16 protein-coding genes are annotated in these 17,981 nt (G+C 68.8%); 8 read left to right on the plus strand and 8 right to left on the minus strand.

Annotated features, from left to right (window positions below; translation table 11 throughout):
* Window positions 1–91: 91 nt before the first annotated feature.
* Window positions 92–1,888, minus strand: coding sequence for an acetolactate synthase 3 catalytic subunit (locus tag CDN99_RS02365; protein WP_088382491.1), 1,797 nt, complete (start codon window positions 1,886–1,888; stop codon window positions 92–94).
* Between the two features lie 261 nt (window positions 1,889–2,149).
* On the opposite strand from CDN99_RS02365, the gene CDN99_RS02370 reads away from it, so the two are divergent.
* From CDN99_RS02370 to CDN99_RS02390, 5 genes are read left to right on the plus strand one after another with little or no spacing between them, the layout of a single operon-like run.
* Complete coding sequence (locus CDN99_RS02370) at window positions 2,150–2,716, plus strand: RNA polymerase sigma factor (RefSeq protein WP_088382492.1); 567 nt, start codon at window positions 2,150–2,152, stop codon at window positions 2,714–2,716.
* Window positions 2,713–3,210, plus strand: coding sequence for a DUF3619 family protein (locus CDN99_RS02375; protein WP_088382493.1), 498 nt, complete (start codon window positions 2,713–2,715; stop codon window positions 3,208–3,210). Before CDN99_RS02370 ends, CDN99_RS02375 begins: the two co-directional genes overlap by 4 nt.
* Before the next feature lie 8 nt (window positions 3,211–3,218).
* Window positions 3,219–4,076, plus strand: coding sequence for a DUF3106 domain-containing protein (locus tag CDN99_RS02380; protein WP_158218728.1), 858 nt, complete (start codon window positions 3,219–3,221; stop codon window positions 4,074–4,076).
* 9 nt (window positions 4,077–4,085) lie between these two features.
* Complete coding sequence (locus CDN99_RS02385) at window positions 4,086–4,637, plus strand: RDD family protein (RefSeq protein WP_088382495.1); 552 nt, start codon at window positions 4,086–4,088, stop codon at window positions 4,635–4,637.
* 18 nt (window positions 4,638–4,655) lie between these two features.
* Window positions 4,656–5,033, plus strand: coding sequence for a diacylglycerol kinase (locus CDN99_RS02390; protein ID WP_088382496.1), 378 nt, complete (start codon window positions 4,656–4,658; stop codon window positions 5,031–5,033).
* Window positions 5,034–5,145: 112 nt separating this feature from the next.
* Here CDN99_RS02390 and CDN99_RS02395 read toward each other — a convergent pair whose 3' ends face one another.
* Both CDN99_RS02395 and CDN99_RS02400 read right to left on the minus strand, forming a co-directional pair.
* Window positions 5,146–5,484: a P-II family nitrogen regulator gene (locus tag CDN99_RS02395; protein ID WP_067275693.1), complete on the minus strand. Its 339-nt coding sequence runs from the start codon at window positions 5,482–5,484 to the stop codon at window positions 5,146–5,148.
* 121 nt (window positions 5,485–5,605) lie between these two features.
* A complete protein-coding gene (locus tag CDN99_RS02400) occupies window positions 5,606–7,702 on the minus strand; it encodes an NAD(+) synthase (RefSeq protein WP_088382497.1) in 2,097 nt (698 codons plus the stop codon).
* A 59-nt stretch (window positions 7,703–7,761) separates the two neighbouring features.
* Here CDN99_RS02400 and CDN99_RS02405 point away from each other — a divergent pair, with 59 nt between their 5' ends.
* The gene (locus CDN99_RS02405; protein WP_088383320.1) at window positions 7,762–8,952 is read left to right on the plus strand and encodes a GNAT family N-acetyltransferase; all 1,191 of its coding nucleotides are present in this window, start codon (window positions 7,762–7,764) and stop codon (window positions 8,950–8,952) included.
* On the opposite strand, the gene CDN99_RS02410 is transcribed toward CDN99_RS02405, so the two are convergent.
* The gene (locus CDN99_RS02410; RefSeq protein WP_088382498.1) at window positions 8,930–10,195 is read right to left on the minus strand and encodes a glycosyltransferase; all 1,266 of its coding nucleotides are present in this window, start codon (window positions 10,193–10,195) and stop codon (window positions 8,930–8,932) included. The two genes, CDN99_RS02405 and CDN99_RS02410, sit on opposite strands and share 23 nt — an antisense overlap.
* 478 nt (window positions 10,196–10,673) lie before the next feature.
* Complete coding sequence (gene ppa, locus CDN99_RS02415; protein WP_088382499.1) at window positions 10,674–11,213, minus strand: inorganic diphosphatase; 540 nt, start codon at window positions 11,211–11,213, stop codon at window positions 10,674–10,676.
* Between the two features lie 315 nt (window positions 11,214–11,528).
* Between ppa and CDN99_RS02420 the strand changes: the two genes are divergently transcribed.
* A complete protein-coding gene (locus tag CDN99_RS02420; RefSeq protein ID WP_088382500.1) occupies window positions 11,529–13,733 on the plus strand; it encodes a sodium-translocating pyrophosphatase in 2,205 nt (734 codons plus the stop codon).
* A gap of 30 nt (window positions 13,734–13,763) precedes the next feature.
* Here CDN99_RS02420 and CDN99_RS02425 read toward each other — a convergent pair whose 3' ends face one another.
* Genes CDN99_RS02425 through CDN99_RS02435 form a run of 3 tightly spaced genes read right to left on the minus strand, consistent with a single transcriptional unit; the run spans window position 13,764 to window position 16,742 of the window.
* Entirely contained in the window at window positions 13,764–15,269 is a 1,506-nt protein-coding gene (locus tag CDN99_RS02425; RefSeq protein WP_158218729.1) for a sensor histidine kinase, read from the minus strand.
* Entirely contained in the window at window positions 15,238–15,924 is a 687-nt protein-coding gene (locus CDN99_RS02430; protein ID WP_088382502.1) for a response regulator transcription factor, read from the minus strand. Before CDN99_RS02430 ends, CDN99_RS02425 begins: the two co-directional genes overlap by 32 nt.
* A gap of 14 nt (window positions 15,925–15,938) precedes the next feature.
* On the minus strand, window positions 15,939–16,742 hold the full coding sequence (locus tag CDN99_RS02435; RefSeq protein WP_158218730.1) for a MipA/OmpV family protein: 804 nt from the start codon (window positions 16,740–16,742) through the stop codon (window positions 15,939–15,941).
* Between the two features lie 313 nt (window positions 16,743–17,055).
* Here CDN99_RS02435 and CDN99_RS02440 point away from each other — a divergent pair, with 313 nt between their 5' ends.
* On the plus strand, window positions 17,056–17,913 hold the full coding sequence (locus CDN99_RS02440) for a J domain-containing protein (protein WP_088382504.1): 858 nt from the start codon (window positions 17,056–17,058) through the stop codon (window positions 17,911–17,913).
* Window positions 17,914–17,981: the final 68 nt, after the last annotated feature.

Below are 17,981 nucleotides of genomic sequence, written 5' to 3' on the forward strand. Positions count from 1 at the left end.
GGAATCGCCGAGCGACTCGGGCCGTTCGCCGCCGGTCACGCCGCGCGCGGTAACGCGCGGTGCGCCGGACGGCTTCGGGCCGTCATCGGTCTCAGAGGTCCTCGGAGCCCAGCAACATCTCCGAGATGCCCTTGCCCGCCTGGACCATCGGCCAGACGTTTTCGGTCGGATCGGTCCGCACGTCCACGAAGACGGTGCGATCCTTCAGGCGCATCGCCTCGCGCAGCGCCGGCTCGACATCGGACGGCTTCTCCACCAGCAGGCCGACGTGCCCATAGGCCTCGGCCAGCTTGACGAAGTCGGGCAGCGCATCCATGTAGCTGTGCGAGTAACGCTTGCCGTAGTCCAGCTCCTGCCACTGCCGCACCATGCCGAGGTAGCGGTTGTTCAGCGAGATCACCTTCACAGGCGTCTTGTACTGCTGGCAGGTCGAGAGCTCCTGGATGTTCATCTGGATGGAGCCCTCGCCGGTGATGCAGAACACGTCCGACTCCGGCTTGGCCAGCTTGATGCCCATCGCGTACGGCAGGCCCACGCCCATCGTGCCCAGGCCACCGGAGTTGATCCAGCGCCGCGGCTCGTCGAAGCGATAGAACTGCGCGGCCCACATCTGGTGCTGGCCGACGTCGGAGGTGATGTACGTGTCGCGGTCGCGGGTCAGGTTCCACAGCGTCTCGACGACGTACTGCGGCTTGATGACGTCGGTCGAGTGCTTGTAGGCCAGGCAGTCGCGCTTGCGCCAGTCGTTGATCTGGCTCCACCAGGCGTTGATCGCCTCGCCGTCGGGCCGCGCCTGCGCTTCACGGATCTGCGCGATCAGCTCCTGCAGCACGTCCTTCACATCGCCCACGATCGGGATGTCCACGCGCACGCGCTTGGAGATCGACGAGGGGTCGATGTCGATGTGGATGATCTTGCGGTCGACGCTGGAGAAGTGCTTCGGGTTGCCGATCACGCGGTCGTCGAAGCGCGCGCCCACGGCCAGCAGCACGTCGCAGTGCTGCATGGTCATGTTGGCCTCGTACGTGCCGTGCATACCCAGCATGCCCAGGAAGCGCGGATCGGTGCCGGGCATCGCGCCCAGGCCCATCAGCGTGTTGGTGCAGGGGTAGCCGAGCAGCTCGACGAGCTGGCGCAACTCCGCCGTCGCCTCGCCCAGGATGACGCCGCCGCCGGTGTAGATGTACGGCCGCTTGGCGTTCATCAGCAGTTGGACCGCCTTGCGGATCTGACCGCTGTGGCCCTTCTTCACCGGGTTGTAGGAGCGCATCTCGACGCGCTCCGGGTAGCTGAACGCGGCGCGGTTGAGCGAGACGTCCTTGGGGATGTCCACGACCACCGGGCCGGGGCGGCCGGTGCGGGCGATGTGGAACGCCTTCTTCAGCGTCATCGCCAGGTCGCGCACGTCCTTCACCAGGAAGTTGTGCTTGACGATGGGACGGGTGATGCCGACGGTGTCGCATTCCTGGAAGGCGTCCAGGCCGATGGCCGGGGTGGGCACCTGTCCGGTGATGATCACCATCGGGATCGAATCCATGTACGCGGTCGCGATGCCGGTGATGGCATTCGTGACGCCCGGACCCGAGGTCACCAGCGCGACGCCCACCTCGCCGGTGGCGCGCGCGTAGCCGTCGGCGGCATGCACGGCGGCCTGCTCGTGCCTGACCAGCACGTGCTGGATGGCATCCTGCTTGTAGAGCGCGTCGTAGATGTAGAGGACGGCACCGCCTGGATAACCCCAGAGGTACTTCACGCCTTCGGCCTGAAGACTCTGAACCAGGATTTCGGAGCCATTCAGCTCCTGACCGGAGCTGACGGAATTGGGGTGCGGTTGTGAGCGAGCTTCCGTGATCGCTGCACGTTTGATGTCCGCGGCAGACATGTCCATATGTCGAACCTCTGAGTTTTTTCTCTGACGAAAAACCATCGGTGCTCCTCCTCTCACCCTTGTGGGGCGGACTTGGAACGTCGCGTCAAAAACAGGGCGGCCCGGGTCGGGCGGCCAGCTTGAGACAAATACTGCGTTGTGCGAAGGCGCGATTATGCATGCAAACCCGCATGAACCTTCGAAGGCAATCGCTATTTGTAGTGCGAGTGCGATACTCTTCGCCGCTTTTGCCCGCCCGATCGCCGCTTTCGGCGCCAGCCCTTGGCCACAGACAAAGAACTCAACGACTTTCTCAAGACCGTCGACCGACGCGCGTTCAAGCGCACGGTTTACATGGTGCGAGACGAGGACGCCGCGCTGGACATCGTCCAGGACGCGATGATCCGTCTGGCCGAGAAGTATTTCGACCGCCCGGCCGCCGAGCTGCCGCTGCTGTTCCAGCGCATCCTGTCCAACGCGACGATGGACTGGTTCCGCCGGCAGAAGGTGCGCAACGCGCTCTTCAGCAACCTCTCGGACTTCGAGGGCGGCGAGCCCGGCGACGATTTCGACCTGCTGGAATCGCTGGAAACGCGGGAGGGCTCGATGGGCGCCCTGTCCGCCGCGGACGAGGTGTCGCGGTTTCAGGTGCTGGCCATCATCGAACAAGACGTTGCAGCTTTGCCGGCGCGTCAACGCGAAGCCTTTTTGCTGCGTTACTGGGAAGAACTCGACGTCGCGGAGACGGCCGCGGTCATGGGTTGCTCGGAGGGCAGTGTCAAGACACACTGCTCCCGCGCGGTGCATGCACTGGCCAAAACGCTCAAAGCCAAGGGAATCACGCTATGAAGAAGAACACGCCAGGAACGCCGCTGCCGCAGGAGCTGGACGCGCGCGTGACCCGCTTCGGCCTGCGCGTCGCCGCCGGCTTGACCGAGAACAGCACCACCCTGTCCGGCGACATCCAGGAACGGCTGCGCTTCGCGCGTGAGCAGGCGCTCGCCAAGGCGATCGCCGCCCGCGCGGCGGCTCCGGTGACCGAGTCCGCCGTGCGCCACGTCGGTGGCGGCACGCTGGCCCTGGGCGGCGGCGACAAGACCCCGCGCTGGCTGAAGGCCGCGGCGCTGCTGCCTCTGGCGCTGCTGCTGGGCGGTCTGCTGCTGATCCAGCACAGCCAGTGGTACGAGCAGATCCGCAGCGCGGCCGAGCTCGACACCGAGATGCTCTCCAAGCCGCTGCCGCCCGCCGCGTATAGCGACCCGGGCTTCCGCGAATACCTGAACGAGCACCCGAACGACCCCAACAGCGCCGACGACGCCAAGTCCGACGAAGCCAAAGAGTGAGCCGGCGCGTGGCCAGTCCCTTCCGCGTTATCCCTGACACCCCCACCGCCTCCCCCCGGGTTCGCCGCCTGGGGCTGACGCTTGTCGGCTGCGCGTTGGCATGCGCCGCCGCATGGGCGACCGCGCAGGACAACGCCGCGTCGGCGCCCGTGCTGGCGCCGGTGGAGATCGCCGTGCCGGTGCCGGTCGTGCCCGCGTCGGCCGCCGCCCGGGCCTCCGCCCCCCTTCCGACGCCGGCGACGCCGACGGCCCCGGCCGTCCTCAGCCTGGGCCAGAACTGGTCCTCGCTGACGCCGATGCAAAAGGAGGCGCTCGCGCCGCTGTCCCGCGAATGGGACCAACTGGACGGTGCCCACAAGGGCAAGTGGCTGGAAATCGCGGCCCGTTATCCGACCTTGCCCGTGGAGCACCAGCAACGCCTGCGCGAGCGCATGGTCGAGTGGACGCGCATGTCCGCCGCCGACCGCCAGAAGGCCCGCATCGGCTACCAGCACGCTGGCGAGCTGCGCGGCCCCGAGCAGACCAAGCTGCAGGCGAAATGGGAGGCCTACCAGGCGCTATCGCCGGAGAAACGCCAGCGCCTCGTCGAACGCGCCGCCGAGAAGGCCTCGGCCGAGCGACGCGACGCCCCGCCGGCGCCCAACCTGGCCAAGGCCCCGATTCAGCGCGCCCCGCTGTCGGTGACCAGCACCGGTCCGACCGTCGTCCAGGCCCGCCCGGGCGCGACGACGGTGCTGCTGACGCAGCGCGCCGAGCCGGCTCCGGCCGGCGCCAGCACCGCGCCGGGCCGCCCGCTGCGCACACCGCGCGAAGCCAGGCTCGACCCCAATACGCTGCTCCCCAAGCGCGACGGCGCCAGCCGCTAAACTGGCGCGATGACCTCCGCCCCCGCGACCGGCGACGACGCTCCGCCCGCCTTGATGCGCCGCATGGCGTCCTTTCTTTATGAAGGCGTCGTGCTGTTCGGCGTCGTCTTCATCGCCGGCTGGCTGTATTCGACGCTGACACAGCAGCACAACGCGCTGGTCGGCCAGCAGGGGCTGCAGGCCTTCCTCTTCTTTGTGCTCGGCATCTACTTCATCTGGTTCTGGTCGCGCGGCGGCCAGACCGTCGCGATGAAGGCCTGGCACCTGCGGGTCGTCGACGCGCAGGGCCGCCCGGTGACGCAGCGGCGGGCCCTGGCCCGCTACCTGGCGTCCTGGCTCTGGTTCCTGCCGGCGCTGGCCAGCGTCCACCTGCTGGACCTCGACCACAGCACCGGCGCGATCTTCGGCACGCTGTTCGCCGGCGTGCTGGGCTATCTGCTGCTGGCGCGGCTGCATCCGCAGCGCCTGTTCCTGCACGACGTGCTCTGCAGCACCCGCCTGATCACGCAGCGCCCGGCCCCACGCCGGGCCGCCGCCGCTCGGCCGGCCGCCGATTCCTGACCTTCTCCCCTCCCCACGATGAGCAACCCCCACAAGGGCCGCACCGGCCTGGATCGCATCCTGCACGCCGCCGGTTATTCCTGGGACGGCCTGATGGCCGCCTATCGGGGCGAAAGCGCCTTCCGCCAGGAGGTCTGGCTGACGCTGGTCGGCGCGCCGCTGGCCTTCTGGCTGGGCAAGGACTGGGTGCAGGTGGCGTTGCTGCTGGGCTCGCTGATCCTGGTACTGATCGTGGAGCTGCTGAACTCCGCGGTGGAAGCGGCGATCGACCGCGTCTCGTTCGAGCTGCACGACCTGAGCAAGCGCGCCAAGGACATCGCCAGCGCCGCCGTGCTGCTGTCGCTGCTGCTGAGCGCCGGCATCTGGGGCGCAGCGATCTGGCAACACCTGCGCTGAGCTGCCGCCGGTCCGACGATTCCCAGGAAATGAAGAAGGGCGGGACGCCGATCGGCGCCCCGCCCTTCTGTCCTTCCGGCCGCTCCGAAGACGCGAAGCAGCCGTCGGCGGATCAGACCGCCGCTTCGTCCTGCTCGCCGGTGCGGATCCGGATGACCTGCTCGACAGCGGTGACGAAGATCTTGCCGTCGCCGATCTTGCCGGTCTTGGCGGCCTTCAGGATGGCGTCGATGCTGCGCTCGACCTCGTCGTCCTTGACCACGACCTCGACCTTCACCTTGGGCAGGAAGTCGACGACGTATTCGGCGCCACGGTACAGCTCGGTGTGGCCCTTCTGGCGGCCGAAACCCTTGACTTCGGTGACCGTCAGGCCGGAGGCGCCGACCTCGGCCAGGGCTTCGCGCACTTCGTCGAGCTTGAACGGTTTGATGATGGCGGTGATCTGTTTCATCGCTGGCTCCGGGAGGTGGATATCACTGGCAAAACTGGCTGTGATTTAAGCACGGATCCCCTCGATCACGTCCCCGCCATCCGAGAAGGCTGGCATCGCACAGCCTCGGGACGGGCGATGCTCAATCGGGGATGCGGTCCAGGTCCGCCAGCCAGACCGCCGGCTCGGAGTCGCTCGGCGCCCGCCAGTCGCCCCGCGGCGACAGCGATCCGCCGCTGCCGACCTTGGGCGCGTTGGGCACGCAACTGCGCTTGAACTGGCTGCCGCGGAAGAAACGCGTCACGAAGATGCGCAGCACCCGCTTGATCTCCGCCAGCGGGTAGTCGTTGCGCTGCACATGCTCGCCGTCCGGCCAATCGCCGCGTGTCTTGTCGCCCCAGGCATGACGCGCCAGGAACGCGATCTTGGCCGGCGCATGGCCGTGGCGGATCGTGTAGAACAGGTTGAAGTCCTGCAGCTCATAGCGACCGATGTGGTCTTCGGTGCTCTGCAGCGCCGGGGCGCCCCGGCCGTCGACACCCGCGCCCGCCGGCGCCTGCGGGACGAGCTCCGGGCTGATCTCCGTGGCCAGGATGTCCAGCAGCACGTCACGGCCGCCATGGCCGAGCTGCCCGGTCTCCGCCACCCAGCGCACCAGGTACTGGATCAGCGTCTTGGGCACCGAGGCGTTCACGTTGTAGTGCGACATGTGGTCGCCGACGCCATAGGTGCACCAGCCCAGCGCCAGCTCGCTCAGGTCGCCGGTGCCGAGCACCAGCGCACCCGTGTGATTCGCGAGGCGGAACAGATGGCTGGTGCGCTCGCCGGCCTGCACGTTCTCGAAGGTGACGTCGTAGACGGCCTCCCCGTTCGCGTAGGGATGGCCGAGGTCCTTGAGCATCTGCTCGCAGCTGGGCCGGATGTCGATCTCGCGCGCCTCGCAGCCGATCGCCCGCATCAGGCGCAGGGCCTGATCACGCGTGCGCGTGCTGGTGGCGAAGCCCGGCATCGTCACGCCCAGGATCTGGCTGCGCGGCCAGCCCATCTGGTCCATCGCGCGCGCGGCGACAAGCAGCGCATGCGTCGAATCCAGCCCCCCCGAGATCCCGATCACCAGCTTGTGAATGCCGCTCGACACCAACCGCTGCACCAGCGCCTGGACCTGGATGTTGAAGACCTCGTTGCAGCGCTCGTCACGGCGCAGGCGGTCCGACGGCACGTAGGGGAAGCGCTCGATGCGCCGACGCAGCGCCAACGGCTGCGCGAGGTCCAGGCCGAGTTCGAACTCGACCGTGCGGAACGCCTTGAGCAACGACGCGTGATGCCGCACTGAGTCCCCGAAGCTCGTCTGCCGCATGCGCTCGCGCGACAGCCGCTCCAGGTCGACATCGGCGCTCACCAGCTGGGAGCGGCGCTGGAAGCGCTCGCTCTCGGCGAGGAAGCTGCCGTTCTCGTAGATCAGCGCCTGGCCGTCCCAGGCGAGGTCGGTGCTGGACTCGCCCGCGCCGGCCGAGGTGTAGACGTAGGCGGCGAGGCAACGGGCCGATTGCTGGCCGACCAGTTGATGCCGGTAGCCCGCCTTGCCGATGGTGACGTTGGACGCGGACAGGTTGACCAGCACCGTCGCGCCGGCCAGCGTGGCGTAGCTGGAAGGCGGGATCGGGGTCCACACGTCCTCGCAGATCTCGACGTGCAGGCGCAGCAGCGGCAGGTCGCTCGCGGCGATCACCAGCCGCGTGCCGAAGGCCGCGCGCTGCCCGAGCAGCGTGATGTCCTCGCTGATCGCCTCGTCGGCGGCGTTGAACTGGCGGGCCTCGTAGAACTCGCCATAGTTGGGCAGATAGCTCTTGGGCAGGACCGCCAGGATCCGGCCGCGCTGCAGCACCACGGCGCAGTTGAACAGGCGATGCTCGACGCGCAGCGGCAGCCCCACGATCGCCACCGTCGGCAGGTCGCGCGACACCGTCAGCAGATGCGCCAGCGCGGCTTCGCAGCCGTCCAGCAGCGCGCGCTGATGGAACAGGTCGTCGCTGGTGTAGGCCGCCAGGCCGAGCTCGGGGAAGGCCACGACGGCCGCGCCGTCGGCGGCCGCCTCGCGCAGCAGTTGCGCCGTCTGCTCGCCGTTGAAGACGGGATCGGCGATGCGACACAGCGGCACGCCGACGGCGATGCGGGCGAAGTCGTGCGTGTAGAGGTTGTCGAACGAAGGCGCGGGGAAAGAAGTCGTCGTCGCTTGCATGGGGCAACATCCTGCCATCAAAGCGCGGGCTTTGGGCTTGCGCCTAAGATTTGCCGCGCATGACCTCCGCCCACGCTACGCCGCCCGCCCCTCCTCAACCGCTGATCCGTGTCGACGACGACCCCGCCGCGTTGCCGCGCGAGGCGTGGAATGCGCTGCTGACCCGGTCGCCGCTGCCCTCGCCGTTCATGCGGCTCGAGTATCTGGAGGCGATGCACGCGTCCGGCTCGGCGGTCGCGAAGAAGGGCTGGCAGGCGCAGTTCCTGAGCGTCTGGGAGGACGACGAACTGATCGCCGCCTGCCCGGCCTACCTGAAGGGGCATTCGTATGGCGAGTACGTCTTCGACTGGGCCTGGGCCGACGCCTATCAACGTCATGGACTGGCCTATTACCCCAAGCTGCTGGTCGCCGTGCCCTTCACGCCGGTGCCGGGCAGCCGCCTGCTGGCGCGCGACGACACCGCGCGCGAGTGGCTGCTCAAGGGCCTGCGCGCGCTGGCGATGAAGACCGAACTGTCCTCCGTGCACGTGCTCTTCGGCGACGAGTCGGATCGACAGGCGCTGGCCGCGGACGGCTGGCTGCCCCGCCAGCAGGTGCAGTTCCACTGGACCGGCGACGGCGTGCCGCGCGACTTCGACGACTACCTGCGAACGCTGCAACGCGAGAAGCGCAAGAAGATCCAGCAGGAGCGACGCAAGGTGGCCGACGCCGGCATCCGCTTCGAGACGCTGCGCGGGACCGCGATCGGCGCGGACGACTGGGACTTCTTCTACGAGTGCTACACGCTCACCTACCTGGCCCACCGCAACAAGCCCTATCTGACACGGGACTTCTTCGCGCGGATGGCGGCGGACATGCCGGAGCACTGGTTGATGTTCGTCGCCCGCGACGCGCAGGGCGAGCGGGTGGCCGCGTCATTGGTCGCCATCGACGACGCGCAGCGCGCGGCCTACGGTCGCTACTGGGGCGCGACGCGCTACATCCCCAACCTGCATTTCGATGCCTGCTACTACCAGCCGCTGGCCTGGTGCCTGGCGAACGGCTGGCTGCGCTTCGAAGGCGGCGCGCAGGGGGAGCACAAGATGGCGCGCGGCCTGATGCCGGTGGCGACGCATTCGGCGCACTGGCTGGCGCATCCGCAGTTCCGCGAGGCGGTGGCGGACTTCCTTGAGCGCGAAGGTCAGGCGATGGACGAGTACATCGACGAACTGGAGCGGCATCAGCCGTTCAAGGCCGCGGCGACGGATTGACGCGCCCCGTCGACGTGACCAACCGCGGCTGAGCTCGCCCCACGGCGCCCGCATGCTCGCGGAACAAGGCCGCCAGCGTCTCGGCCGCATCGTCGATGTCGTGACGAGCGAGCACGCGTGCGCGCGCCGCCTCGCCCTTGCGCCGCAGCTCGGCGTCGTCGCAGCGCAGGCAGTCGATCATGGCCTGCGCCAGCGGCTGCGGATCACCGGCCGGCACCAGCCAGCCGTTGTCCGGGCGGACGAGCTCCGGGATCGCCGCGATCGCCGTGCTGATGACCGGGCGGCTCAACGCCATCGATTCCATCACCACGACCGGCAGGCCCTCGGCGAAGCTCGACACCACCAGCGCGCGGGACGCGAGCATCTCCTCGCGCACCTGATCGCTGCTGATCCAGCCCGTGATGCGGACGCGATGACCCAATCGCAGTTGGGCGATGCGCGCCTCGACCGGTCCGCGCAGCTCGCCGTCGCCCGCCAGCACCAGTTCAAACTCCAACCCCAGGGCGGCGACCAGCGCGGCGGCCTCCAGCATCAGCAGATGGCCCTTCTGCTCGCACAGGCGGCCGACGGCCAGCAGGCGTCGACCACTGGCCGGCGCGGCCGCCGTGGCGTGGAAGGCCGGCTCGACGCCGCAAGGCACGATCTTGATCTTCGGCCAGTGGTCGTGGTCGACCCAGCGATAGACCTGGCTGCGGCAAAACGACGAGATCGCCACGACGAAACGCGCGCGGCGGATCTTCTCGCCCAGGTGCAGCATCTCGGGCCGGTCGAACTCCTCGGAGCCATGGCAGGTGAAGCTGTAGCCCGGCCCGCCCAGCGCCTCGATCAGCAGCGCCACCTCGGTGGCGTTCGTCCCGAAATGGGCGTGGACGTGGTCGACCCCCTGCTCGCGCAACATCGCGAGCGCGAGGCACGCCTCGGCCAGATAGATGAAGTGGACGGGCAGCGGGCGGTCGGCCCGGCGGCCCAGACGGAAGGTCAACATCAGCGCCGAGAAGAACCGGGCCGGCGACGTCAGCGCCTGTGTCAGCAAGGCCTTGATCAGCGGCCCCACGCCGCCGCGCAGCAGGTAATGCGTGTGCGCCTTCTCCGCCTGGTCGGTGGGATCAGGGGCGGCATCGTCCCAGCCGCGCACCGCCACCCGCATCACGTCCACGCCTTGCTGCTCCAGCGCCAGAATCTCGCGGCGGATGAAGGTGTGGCTGACCTTGGGGTAGTGATTCAGCAGGTAGGCGACTTTCACGTGTACGGCTCCTTTGTTCGCCAATCGAATGGGCGACACAAGCCAACCATTCTGGTGCCTGGCGCACCAGGCACACAACGCGAATCCCCAAAATAGGGACATCCCGGATGTAACGCGGCGTCAAGGCATGGGGGTTGCCCTTCGGGACATTTGGGGAGCGCTGCTCGGCGGCTCGGCGGCTCGGCGGCAGCCTGAAGGATCCGGCTCCTGCGACGCTCGGCGCGTTGGCCGCAAGGGCGTTGGGGCCAGCGCCTTCGCGCAAACCCCACGCCCTTCCGTCCCAACCACCTGCCAACTTCCAAGGTTTCGCGATCGAGGACTTCGGATTGGGGCGGCAAGCGCGTGTGAGCGCGTGGAGCGCAGGGGATTTTCTTGATCGGTGTTGGCGTGGCGGTCGTTGCTTCCGGAAACGAAAAAGCGTCCCGGAGGACGCTTCGTTCGGCGCGGTCCTCGTGAGAGTCCCGCTTCCTGTCGGCGATCAGCCTTGCAGCGACTTCGCGTAGTTGGCGATGCCGTCGGTGATTTCCTTCTTGGCGGCCTCGGGGCCTTCCCAGCCCTTGACCTTGACCCACTTGTTGGGCTCGAGGTCCTTGTAGTGCTCGAAGAAATGCTGGATGGCCTTCAGGCGCATCTGGTTGATGTCCTCGGGCTTCTGCCAGTGGTCGTAGATCGGCAGGATCTTGCTGGTCGGGACGGCCAGCAGCTTGGCGTCACCGCCCGCCTCGTCGTCCATGGCCAGCATGCCGATCGCGCGGCAGGTCACCACCACGCCCGGCGTCAGCGGGAAGGGCGTGATCACCAGCACGTCCACCGGATCGCCGTCGTCCGCCAGCGTCTGCGGCACGTAGCCGTAATTGCAGGGGTAATGCATCGCGGTCGTCATGAAGCGGTCGACGAACAGCGCGCCGCTTTCCTTGTCGACCTCGTACTTGATCGGGTCGGCGTTCATCGGGATCTCGATGACGACGTTGAACTGCTCGGGCGCCTTCGCGCCGGGGGTGACTTTGTGCAGGCTCATGATGGTGGACAGCGGGAATGCCAGGGAAACCGGGATTCTAGAGGCTCGCCTGAACCGGCCCTGACGTTCGGACCCAGCCGTCATGCCCACGTGAAGGCCCTGCGGGGCGTGGGGTCAGTTCTTGCCCGGCGCCCCTGCAAAGCCTGACACCAGCCTTGCGGCGCGGACTGAATCCGCTGGTAAACGCTCGTGCCATGACCTATCACCGGGCTTAGCATCGTCCGACGGACTGTTGCTGTCGCATGCGCGCAGGGCCGGCGCGGCGGGGCATCGGGGCGTCTTCAAAAAATGGCGGTCAGCTAGAGGAGACAACATATGTCGACGAGTTTGGCGCTGTATTTCGCGCTCGCCTGCGGTGTCGCCGCGGTGCTTTACGGCTTCATCCAACGCAGCTGGATCCTGAGCCAGGATGCCGGCAACGCCCGCATGCAGGAGATCGCGCAGGCGATCCAGCAGGGTGCCGCGGCCTACCTGTCCCGGCAATACCGGACCATCGCGATCGTCGGCGTGGTGCTGGCCGTGCTGATCGGCATCTTCCTGCAGTGGCAGACCGCCGTCGGCTTTGTCGTCGGCGCGGTGCTGTCCGGGGCCTGCGGCTTCATCGGCATGAACGTGTCGGTGCGGGCCAACGTGCGCACCGCGCAGGCCGCCACCAAGGGCATGGCACCGGCGCTCAACGTCGCCTTCAAGGGCGGCGCGATCACCGGCATGCTGGTCGTCGGGCTGGGTCTGCTGGGCGTGGGCCTGTTCTTCATGTGGGTCAGCCAGAACGGCGAACGCGTCGACAGCGAGACGCTCAAGCCGCTGCTGGGCCTGGCCTTCGGCTCTTCGCTGATCTCGATCTTCGCGCGGCTGGGCGGCGGCATCTTCACCAAGGGCGCCGACGTCGGCGCGGACCTCGTCGGCAAGGTCGAGGCCGGCATCCCCGAGGACGATCCCCGCAACCCCGCCGTGATCGCGGACAACGTCGGCGACAACGTCGGCGACTGTGCCGGCATGGCGGCCGACCTGTTCGAGACCTACGCCGTCACGCTGATCGCGACGATGGCACTGGGCGCCCTCACCTTCGGCGGCATGTCGGTCGCGGCGCTGGTGTACCCGCTGGTGCTGGGCGGCGTATCGATCATCGCGTCCATCATCGGCTGCGGCTTCGTCAAGGCCAGCCCCGGCATGAAGAACGTGATGCCGGCGCTGTACAAGGGCCTGATCGTCGCCGGCGTGCTGTCGGCGATCGCCTTCTGGTTCGTGACGCGCGCGCTGTTCCCGCAGGACCTGACGCTGCCCGGCGGCCAGGTCATCGGCGCGACCCACCTGTTCCTGGCCTGCCTGGTGGGCCTGGCGCTGACGGCCGCGATGGTCTGGATCACCGAGTACTACACCGGCACCGACTACAAGCCGGTGCAGCACGTGGCGCAGGCGTCGACCACCGGCCACGGCACCAACATCATCGCGGGGCTGGGCGTGTCGATGCGCTCGACGGCGTGGCCGGTGCTGTTCGTCTGCATCGCGATCCTGGTGGCCTTCAAGCTGGCCGGGCTCTACGGCATCGCGATCGCGGCGACCGCGATGCTGAGCATGGCCGGCATCGTCGTGGCGCTCGACGCCTACGGGCCGATCACCGACAACGCCGGCGGCATCGCCGAGATGGCCGACCTGCCCGAGAGCGTGCGCGCCGTCACCGATCCGCTGGACGCCGTCGGCAACACGACCAAGGCGGTCACCAAGGGCTACGCGATCGGCTCGGCCGGCCTGGCCGCGCTGGTGCTCTTCGCCGACTACACGCACGCGCTGGAGTCGCGCGGGCTGACCGTCAGCTTCGACCTGAGCAACCACATGGTGATCGTGGGGCTGTTCCTCGGCGGGCTGATTCCCTACCTGTTCGGCGCGATGGCGATGGAGGCCGTCGGCCGCGCGGCGGGCTCGGTGGTCGAGGAAGTGCGGCGCCAGTTCCGCGACATCAAGGGCATCATGGAAGGCACGGCCAAGCCCGAGTACGGCCGCGCCGTCGACATGCTGACCGGCGCGGCGATCAAGGAAATGATCGTGCCGTCGCTGCTGCCGGTGGTGGCGCCCATCCTCGTGGGCTTGCTGCTGGGCCCGGCGGCGCTGGGCGGGCTGCTGATGGGCACCATCGTGACGGGGCTGTTCGTCGCGATCTCGATGTGCACGGGTGGTGGGGCGTGGGACAACGCCAAGAAGTACATCGAGGACGGCCACCACGGCGGCAAGGGCAGCGAGGCCCACAAGGCGGCCGTGACGGGCGATACGGTCGGCGATCCCTACAAGGACACCGCCGGACCGGCCGTCAACCCGCTGATCAAGATCATCAACATCGTGGCGCTGCTGATCGTGCCGCTGCTGCCGGCGGCCGGCATCGGCGGACCCGCCGCGGGCGCGCACACGCCGCCGCCGATCAGCGCGCCGGCGCCGGAAGCCTCGGCCCCCGGCATGCCGGACATGATCGCCAGCGGGCCCATGGAGGCTGCCAGCAACGCGGCGAGCGCGGCCTCGCAGCCTTGATCCTTGATAAGCAGCGGCTTCCAGCGCCGGTCAGAACAGCACGTCGCGAATGATGTGTGCCGTGGGACGGAGGTGAAGCGGTAGCGGCGGTGACGGCAGTCGCTCCGCGACCGTCTCCTCCCACCGCTCCTCGGTCGCCTGCGCACTGGATGACGTGGTCTCGTCGCTGTCGAGGCGGCAGGTCACCACCAGTCCTTCCGCGCCGGGCGCGGCGCTCAGACGCCAGCCGTGCGCCGTCGCGATCTCCGTGCAGATGGACAGGCCCAGGCCGGCGCCGTCGTCGCGCCGGTCCTCTCCGCGCCAGAAGCGCTCGAAGATCCTCGGCAGATCCTTCGGCGCCACGCCGCCGCCCTGGTCCGAGACGCTGAAGCGACGCGGCTCCGCCGTCAGCCACACCGCCGCGCCGACCGGGCTGTGCTGGATGGCGTTCTCCAGCAGGTTCTTGAGCAGCGTGAACAGCGCGCCCCGGTCCACGTCCCAGGTCCGCAAGGCCGGATCCACGCGGATGCCCAGCCGCACCTGCCGCCGCGCCGCGACGCGGTCCATGAAGTCGAACACCTCCTGCAGCGCGGGGCGCGGGTCGATGCGCTCGATGCGGTAGTTCTCCGGCTCGCTGGCCTCGGCGAGCAGCAGCAGTTGCTGGACCTGCCGCGCGACACGGTCCACGTCCTCCAGCAACTGGCCGCGCTCGGGCTCGGCGATGCCCAGCTCCACCTGCGCGCGGATCAGCGCCAGCGGCGTCTTCAGCTCATGCGCCGCGCTGGCCAGGAACTCCTGTTGCGCGCGGAAACCGCGCTGCAACCGGTCCAGCGCCTGGTTGAAACCCTGCACCAGGGGACGGATCTCCAGCGGCTGATCGGCCTCCTCGAGCCGGCGGTCCAGCGACCGCGGCGAGATGCGGCGCGCCGCCGCCGAGGCCTGTCGCAAGGGCCGCAGCGCATGCCGGAGCGTGACGTGCATGGTGACGAAAAACACCACCAGGAAGACCACGCACAGCGCCACCACGCCCTGGCGCAGCGCCGGCGCGCCGAACGACAGCTGCATGCTCTGCATCATGCGGTCGCTCACGGCCAGTTGCAGCAACCAGCGCCGGCCTTCATGGATCAACGGCACCGTGGCGGCATGCATCGGCACGCCCTGATGCAGCATCGGGAAGGACTCGCGGGCGGGATCGAAGGGTTGGCCTTCCGGCGCGAAGGCGCGCGGCGACGGGTCCGGGTCGGTGGCGAAGACCACGCGGCCCTCGGGCGTCAGCACGCGCAGCTTCGCTTCCTCGCTGAAGCTGTCGAACAGCCAGGGTTCGACCACGGTCTCGTCCAGGCCCCGCGGACGCCCTTGCGCATCGAAGCGCACGAACTCCGCCACCTCCTCGGCGTAATGATGCGCGATGCCCTGTCGCACCTCGCGATAGAAGGTGTCGTGCAGTGACACGTACAGCAGGCCCACCAACGCGGCGCTCAGGACCATGCCGAACACGAACACGGCGAACAGCCGGCCGCGCAGGCTAGCCGGCCAGGGAATCTTCGCGAAGCGCATACCCGAGGCTCCTGACGTTGATGATCTGCAGCCGCGACCCCGCGGCGGCCAGCTTCTTGCGCAGGCGGTGCAGCGCCACATCCAGCGCGTTGGGCGTCACCGCCTCCGACAGGCCCCAGGCGGCCGCCTCCAGCGCCCCGCGCCGCACCACCCGCCCCTGATGCCGCACCAGCGTCGCGACGATCTGCAGCTCGGCCGGCGGCAGCGGCTGGCGGTGCTCGCCGCGCACCAGCAGGCCCTCGTCGAGGTGCAGCTCCAGATCGCCGAAACCCAGCGACGCCGTCCTCAGCGCGGCGGGCCGCCGCATCAACGCGCGCACGCGCGCCACCAGCTCTTCCATCGGGAACGGCTTGACCAGGTAGTCGTCGGCCCCGGAATCCAGTCCGTCGATGCGGTCGTGCAGCGCGTCGCGCGCGGTCAGCATCAGGCACGGCGTGGATTGCCCGGCGGCCCTCAACCGCTTCACCAGCGTCAGCCCGTCGCCGTCCGGCAGCCCGCGATCGATCACCAGCGCGGCGTATTCGATCTCGCGATGCGCCGCCCAGGCGGGCTCCAGCGCATGGAACACGTCCACCGGAATCCCGGCCGCCTGCAACGCCTGCCGGACGAGATCGGCCAGACGGATGTGGTCTTCGACAACAGCGATGCGATTCATGGCGGGCGACGTGATCAGAACCGATACATATACCCGACGATGGCGCGGCTCACGCTGCGGCGGTCGACGATGGGACTGTCGGTCACGGCGCTGGGCAGGCGCGTGACGCCGAGGTCCATGAACACCCCGTGCCGGCCCGCCAGCGCGTAATCGACCCGCAGCCCGGCCTCCACCTGGAACGCTGACTTGCCGGCATACGCCGCCCGATCGACGCGGACCTCGTCGGCGCGGACGCCATAGTAGTAGTCGACGACCTTGCGGTCCGACCACTGCGCGCGCACCCGGGGCGTCACGCCGAGCGCGCCCCAACGCATCCGGTGCTCGACGCCCAGTTGCAGCTTCTGCCCCTTGCTGTTGCCGGACAGGTCCGTCATCCAGTCGGCGCTGAGGTGCGCCCACGGCGTCTCCCACGTGACCGCCGGACCGCCCCAGAAACTGCCCTTGCGCTTGGCCATGCCGCCCAGTCGCGGCGAGTCGCTGGCCTTGTAGCCCTCGTCGTCGTAGCCGAGCCGCAAGCCGACGTCCAGGGTCTGCTTCGGCGACGTGTCCAGCCGCCACAGCTTCAGCTCGGCGCCGGCCCCGGCGACGCGAAACCAGCGACTCTCGTACATCAGCACCGGCAACACGTTGGTCTTGCGCTCGACGCCGACGAACGGCCGCTGGCGCACCGCGACGGCACCGCCGAGCGCCCATCGGTCGGGCTCCGCCTGCGCGGGCACCCAACCGAATACCTGAGCCTGCGCGGTGACGGACAGGCCCAGGCCAAGGCCCATCGCGGACAGGGCGCCGAGCCGGCGCAAGCAAACGAATCGATTCATGGAACGGGCCCTCGTGCGAGGCTCCAAAGCGACAGAGGGCCGCATGCTCGGCGGGGTGGTCTTACCGGCTTCTTACCGGCGTCTTCCCGAGGGCCGGGCGGCGCCTTCCCAGGAGCGGCGCGCGGCTCGACGTGGGCCTCGACGTTGAGCTCGATGCGGGGCTCGATGCCGGGCTCGATGCGGGTCCGCCGCGTGCCCTGGTGAAAACGCTGAGAAAAACAACCTCCCCCAGGCCTGTTTACGCTTTGAGCGGTCATGGGCACACGGCAGAATCGGCGGTCAACAACAATCACCGCCAGGGATCCGCTCCGACATGTCCAGCCAGGCCATCACGCCCAGGGAACTCGACCAGCGCCGCGAGCAGTTGGCCGACCTCCGGCGCTACCTGGCCTCGGAGGAAAGCGAATACGCCGCGCGCCGCCAGCGCGTGCAGCGATTCATCGACCGCTACGTCTGCGCGCTCGGCCCGCTGTACATGGAGCTGGACGCGCTGGAATCTCAGCTCTACTGCGCGATGCGCTACCTGCACGAGGCGCTCGCGCGCAACGGTCTGGACACCCGCGCGCCGGACTCGCCCAAGGCCACCTCGATGCCGCAGTTGCTGATGCTGCCCGCGGGCGCGCCGCTGCCGCCGGAACCCGAGGGCGGGCTGGTGCAGGTCGGACCGCCGCCGCTGAAGACCCTCTACCGCCGCGCCGCCAAGCGCCTGCATCCGGACCTCGCGCCCGACGACACCGCGCGCCGCCATCGCGAGCGCAAGATGGCCGAGGTCAACGAGGCCTATGCCGCCTGTGACCGCGGCCGCCTGGAATCGCTGCTGCTGAGCGCCGGCGAAAGCATGATCAAGGTCCGCGGCGGCGACGCCGACGCGGTGATGGAATGGCTGCGCAGCGCCGAGCGCGCCGTGCAGGGACGGCTGCGCGTCGTCCAGGCCCACATGGCGCTGCTGACCAACCACCCGATGCACGAGCTGGGCGAGTCGATCGAACGCGCCGAGAAAAAGGGCCTGGACCCGCTCGGCATCATGGCCAACCGCCTGCGGGCGCAGATCACCGAGCGCCGCCAGGAGCTCTACATCGGACAGCGCCTGCAACCCGAGTCCAGCATGGCCGAAGCCTTCCTGCGCCAGCGCCAGCAACGCATGGGCGGCGGCATCGCGGCCTCGCACTGACGCGCGCCCCCCTCGAGCCGCCCTGGCTCTCCCCTCAACGAATCACGAAACAACCGAGGTTCTCGGTC

The organism is Roseateles aquatilis (assembly GCF_002205645.1).
GTDB classification, from domain to species: Bacteria; Pseudomonadota; Gammaproteobacteria; order Burkholderiales; family Burkholderiaceae_C; genus Roseateles; species Roseateles aquatilis.

What these genes read in the sequence shown, in the direction of transcription:
- CDN99_RS02390 (WP_088382496.1), top strand. Translation starts at nt 4,656, where the DNA reads ATGAGCAACCCCCACAAGGGCCGCACCGGCCTGGATCGCATCCTGCAC.
- CDN99_RS02420 (WP_088382500.1), top strand. Translation starts at nt 11,529, where the DNA reads ATGTCGACGAGTTTGGCGCTGTATTTCGCGCTCGCCTGCGGTGTCGCC.
- CDN99_RS02375 (WP_088382493.1), top strand. Translation starts at nt 2,713, where the DNA reads ATGAAGAAGAACACGCCAGGAACGCCGCTGCCGCAGGAGCTGGACGCG.
- CDN99_RS02435 (WP_158218730.1), bottom strand. Translation starts at nt 16,742, where the DNA reads ATGAATCGATTCGTTTGCTTGCGCCGGCTCGGCGCCCTGTCCGCGATG.
- ppa (WP_088382499.1), bottom strand. Translation starts at nt 11,213, where the DNA reads ATGAGCCTGCACAAAGTCACCCCCGGCGCGAAGGCGCCCGAGCAGTTC.
- CDN99_RS02385 (WP_088382495.1), top strand. Translation starts at nt 4,086, where the DNA reads ATGACCTCCGCCCCCGCGACCGGCGACGACGCTCCGCCCGCCTTGATG.
- CDN99_RS02365 (WP_088382491.1), bottom strand. Translation starts at nt 1,888, where the DNA reads ATGGACATGTCTGCCGCGGACATCAAACGTGCAGCGATCACGGAAGCT.
- CDN99_RS02405 (WP_088383320.1), top strand. Translation starts at nt 7,762, where the DNA reads ATGACCTCCGCCCACGCTACGCCGCCCGCCCCTCCTCAACCGCTGATC.
- CDN99_RS02395 (WP_067275693.1), bottom strand. Translation starts at nt 5,484, where the DNA reads ATGAAACAGATCACCGCCATCATCAAACCGTTCAAGCTCGACGAAGTG.
- CDN99_RS02425 (WP_158218729.1), bottom strand. Translation starts at nt 15,269, where the DNA reads ATGCGCTTCGCGAAGATTCCCTGGCCGGCTAGCCTGCGCGGCCGGCTG.
- CDN99_RS02400 (WP_088382497.1), bottom strand. Translation starts at nt 7,702, where the DNA reads ATGCAAGCGACGACGACTTCTTTCCCCGCGCCTTCGTTCGACAACCTC.
- CDN99_RS02440 (WP_088382504.1), top strand. Translation starts at nt 17,056, where the DNA reads ATGTCCAGCCAGGCCATCACGCCCAGGGAACTCGACCAGCGCCGCGAG.
- CDN99_RS02430 (WP_088382502.1), bottom strand. Translation starts at nt 15,924, where the DNA reads ATGAATCGCATCGCTGTTGTCGAAGACCACATCCGTCTGGCCGATCTC.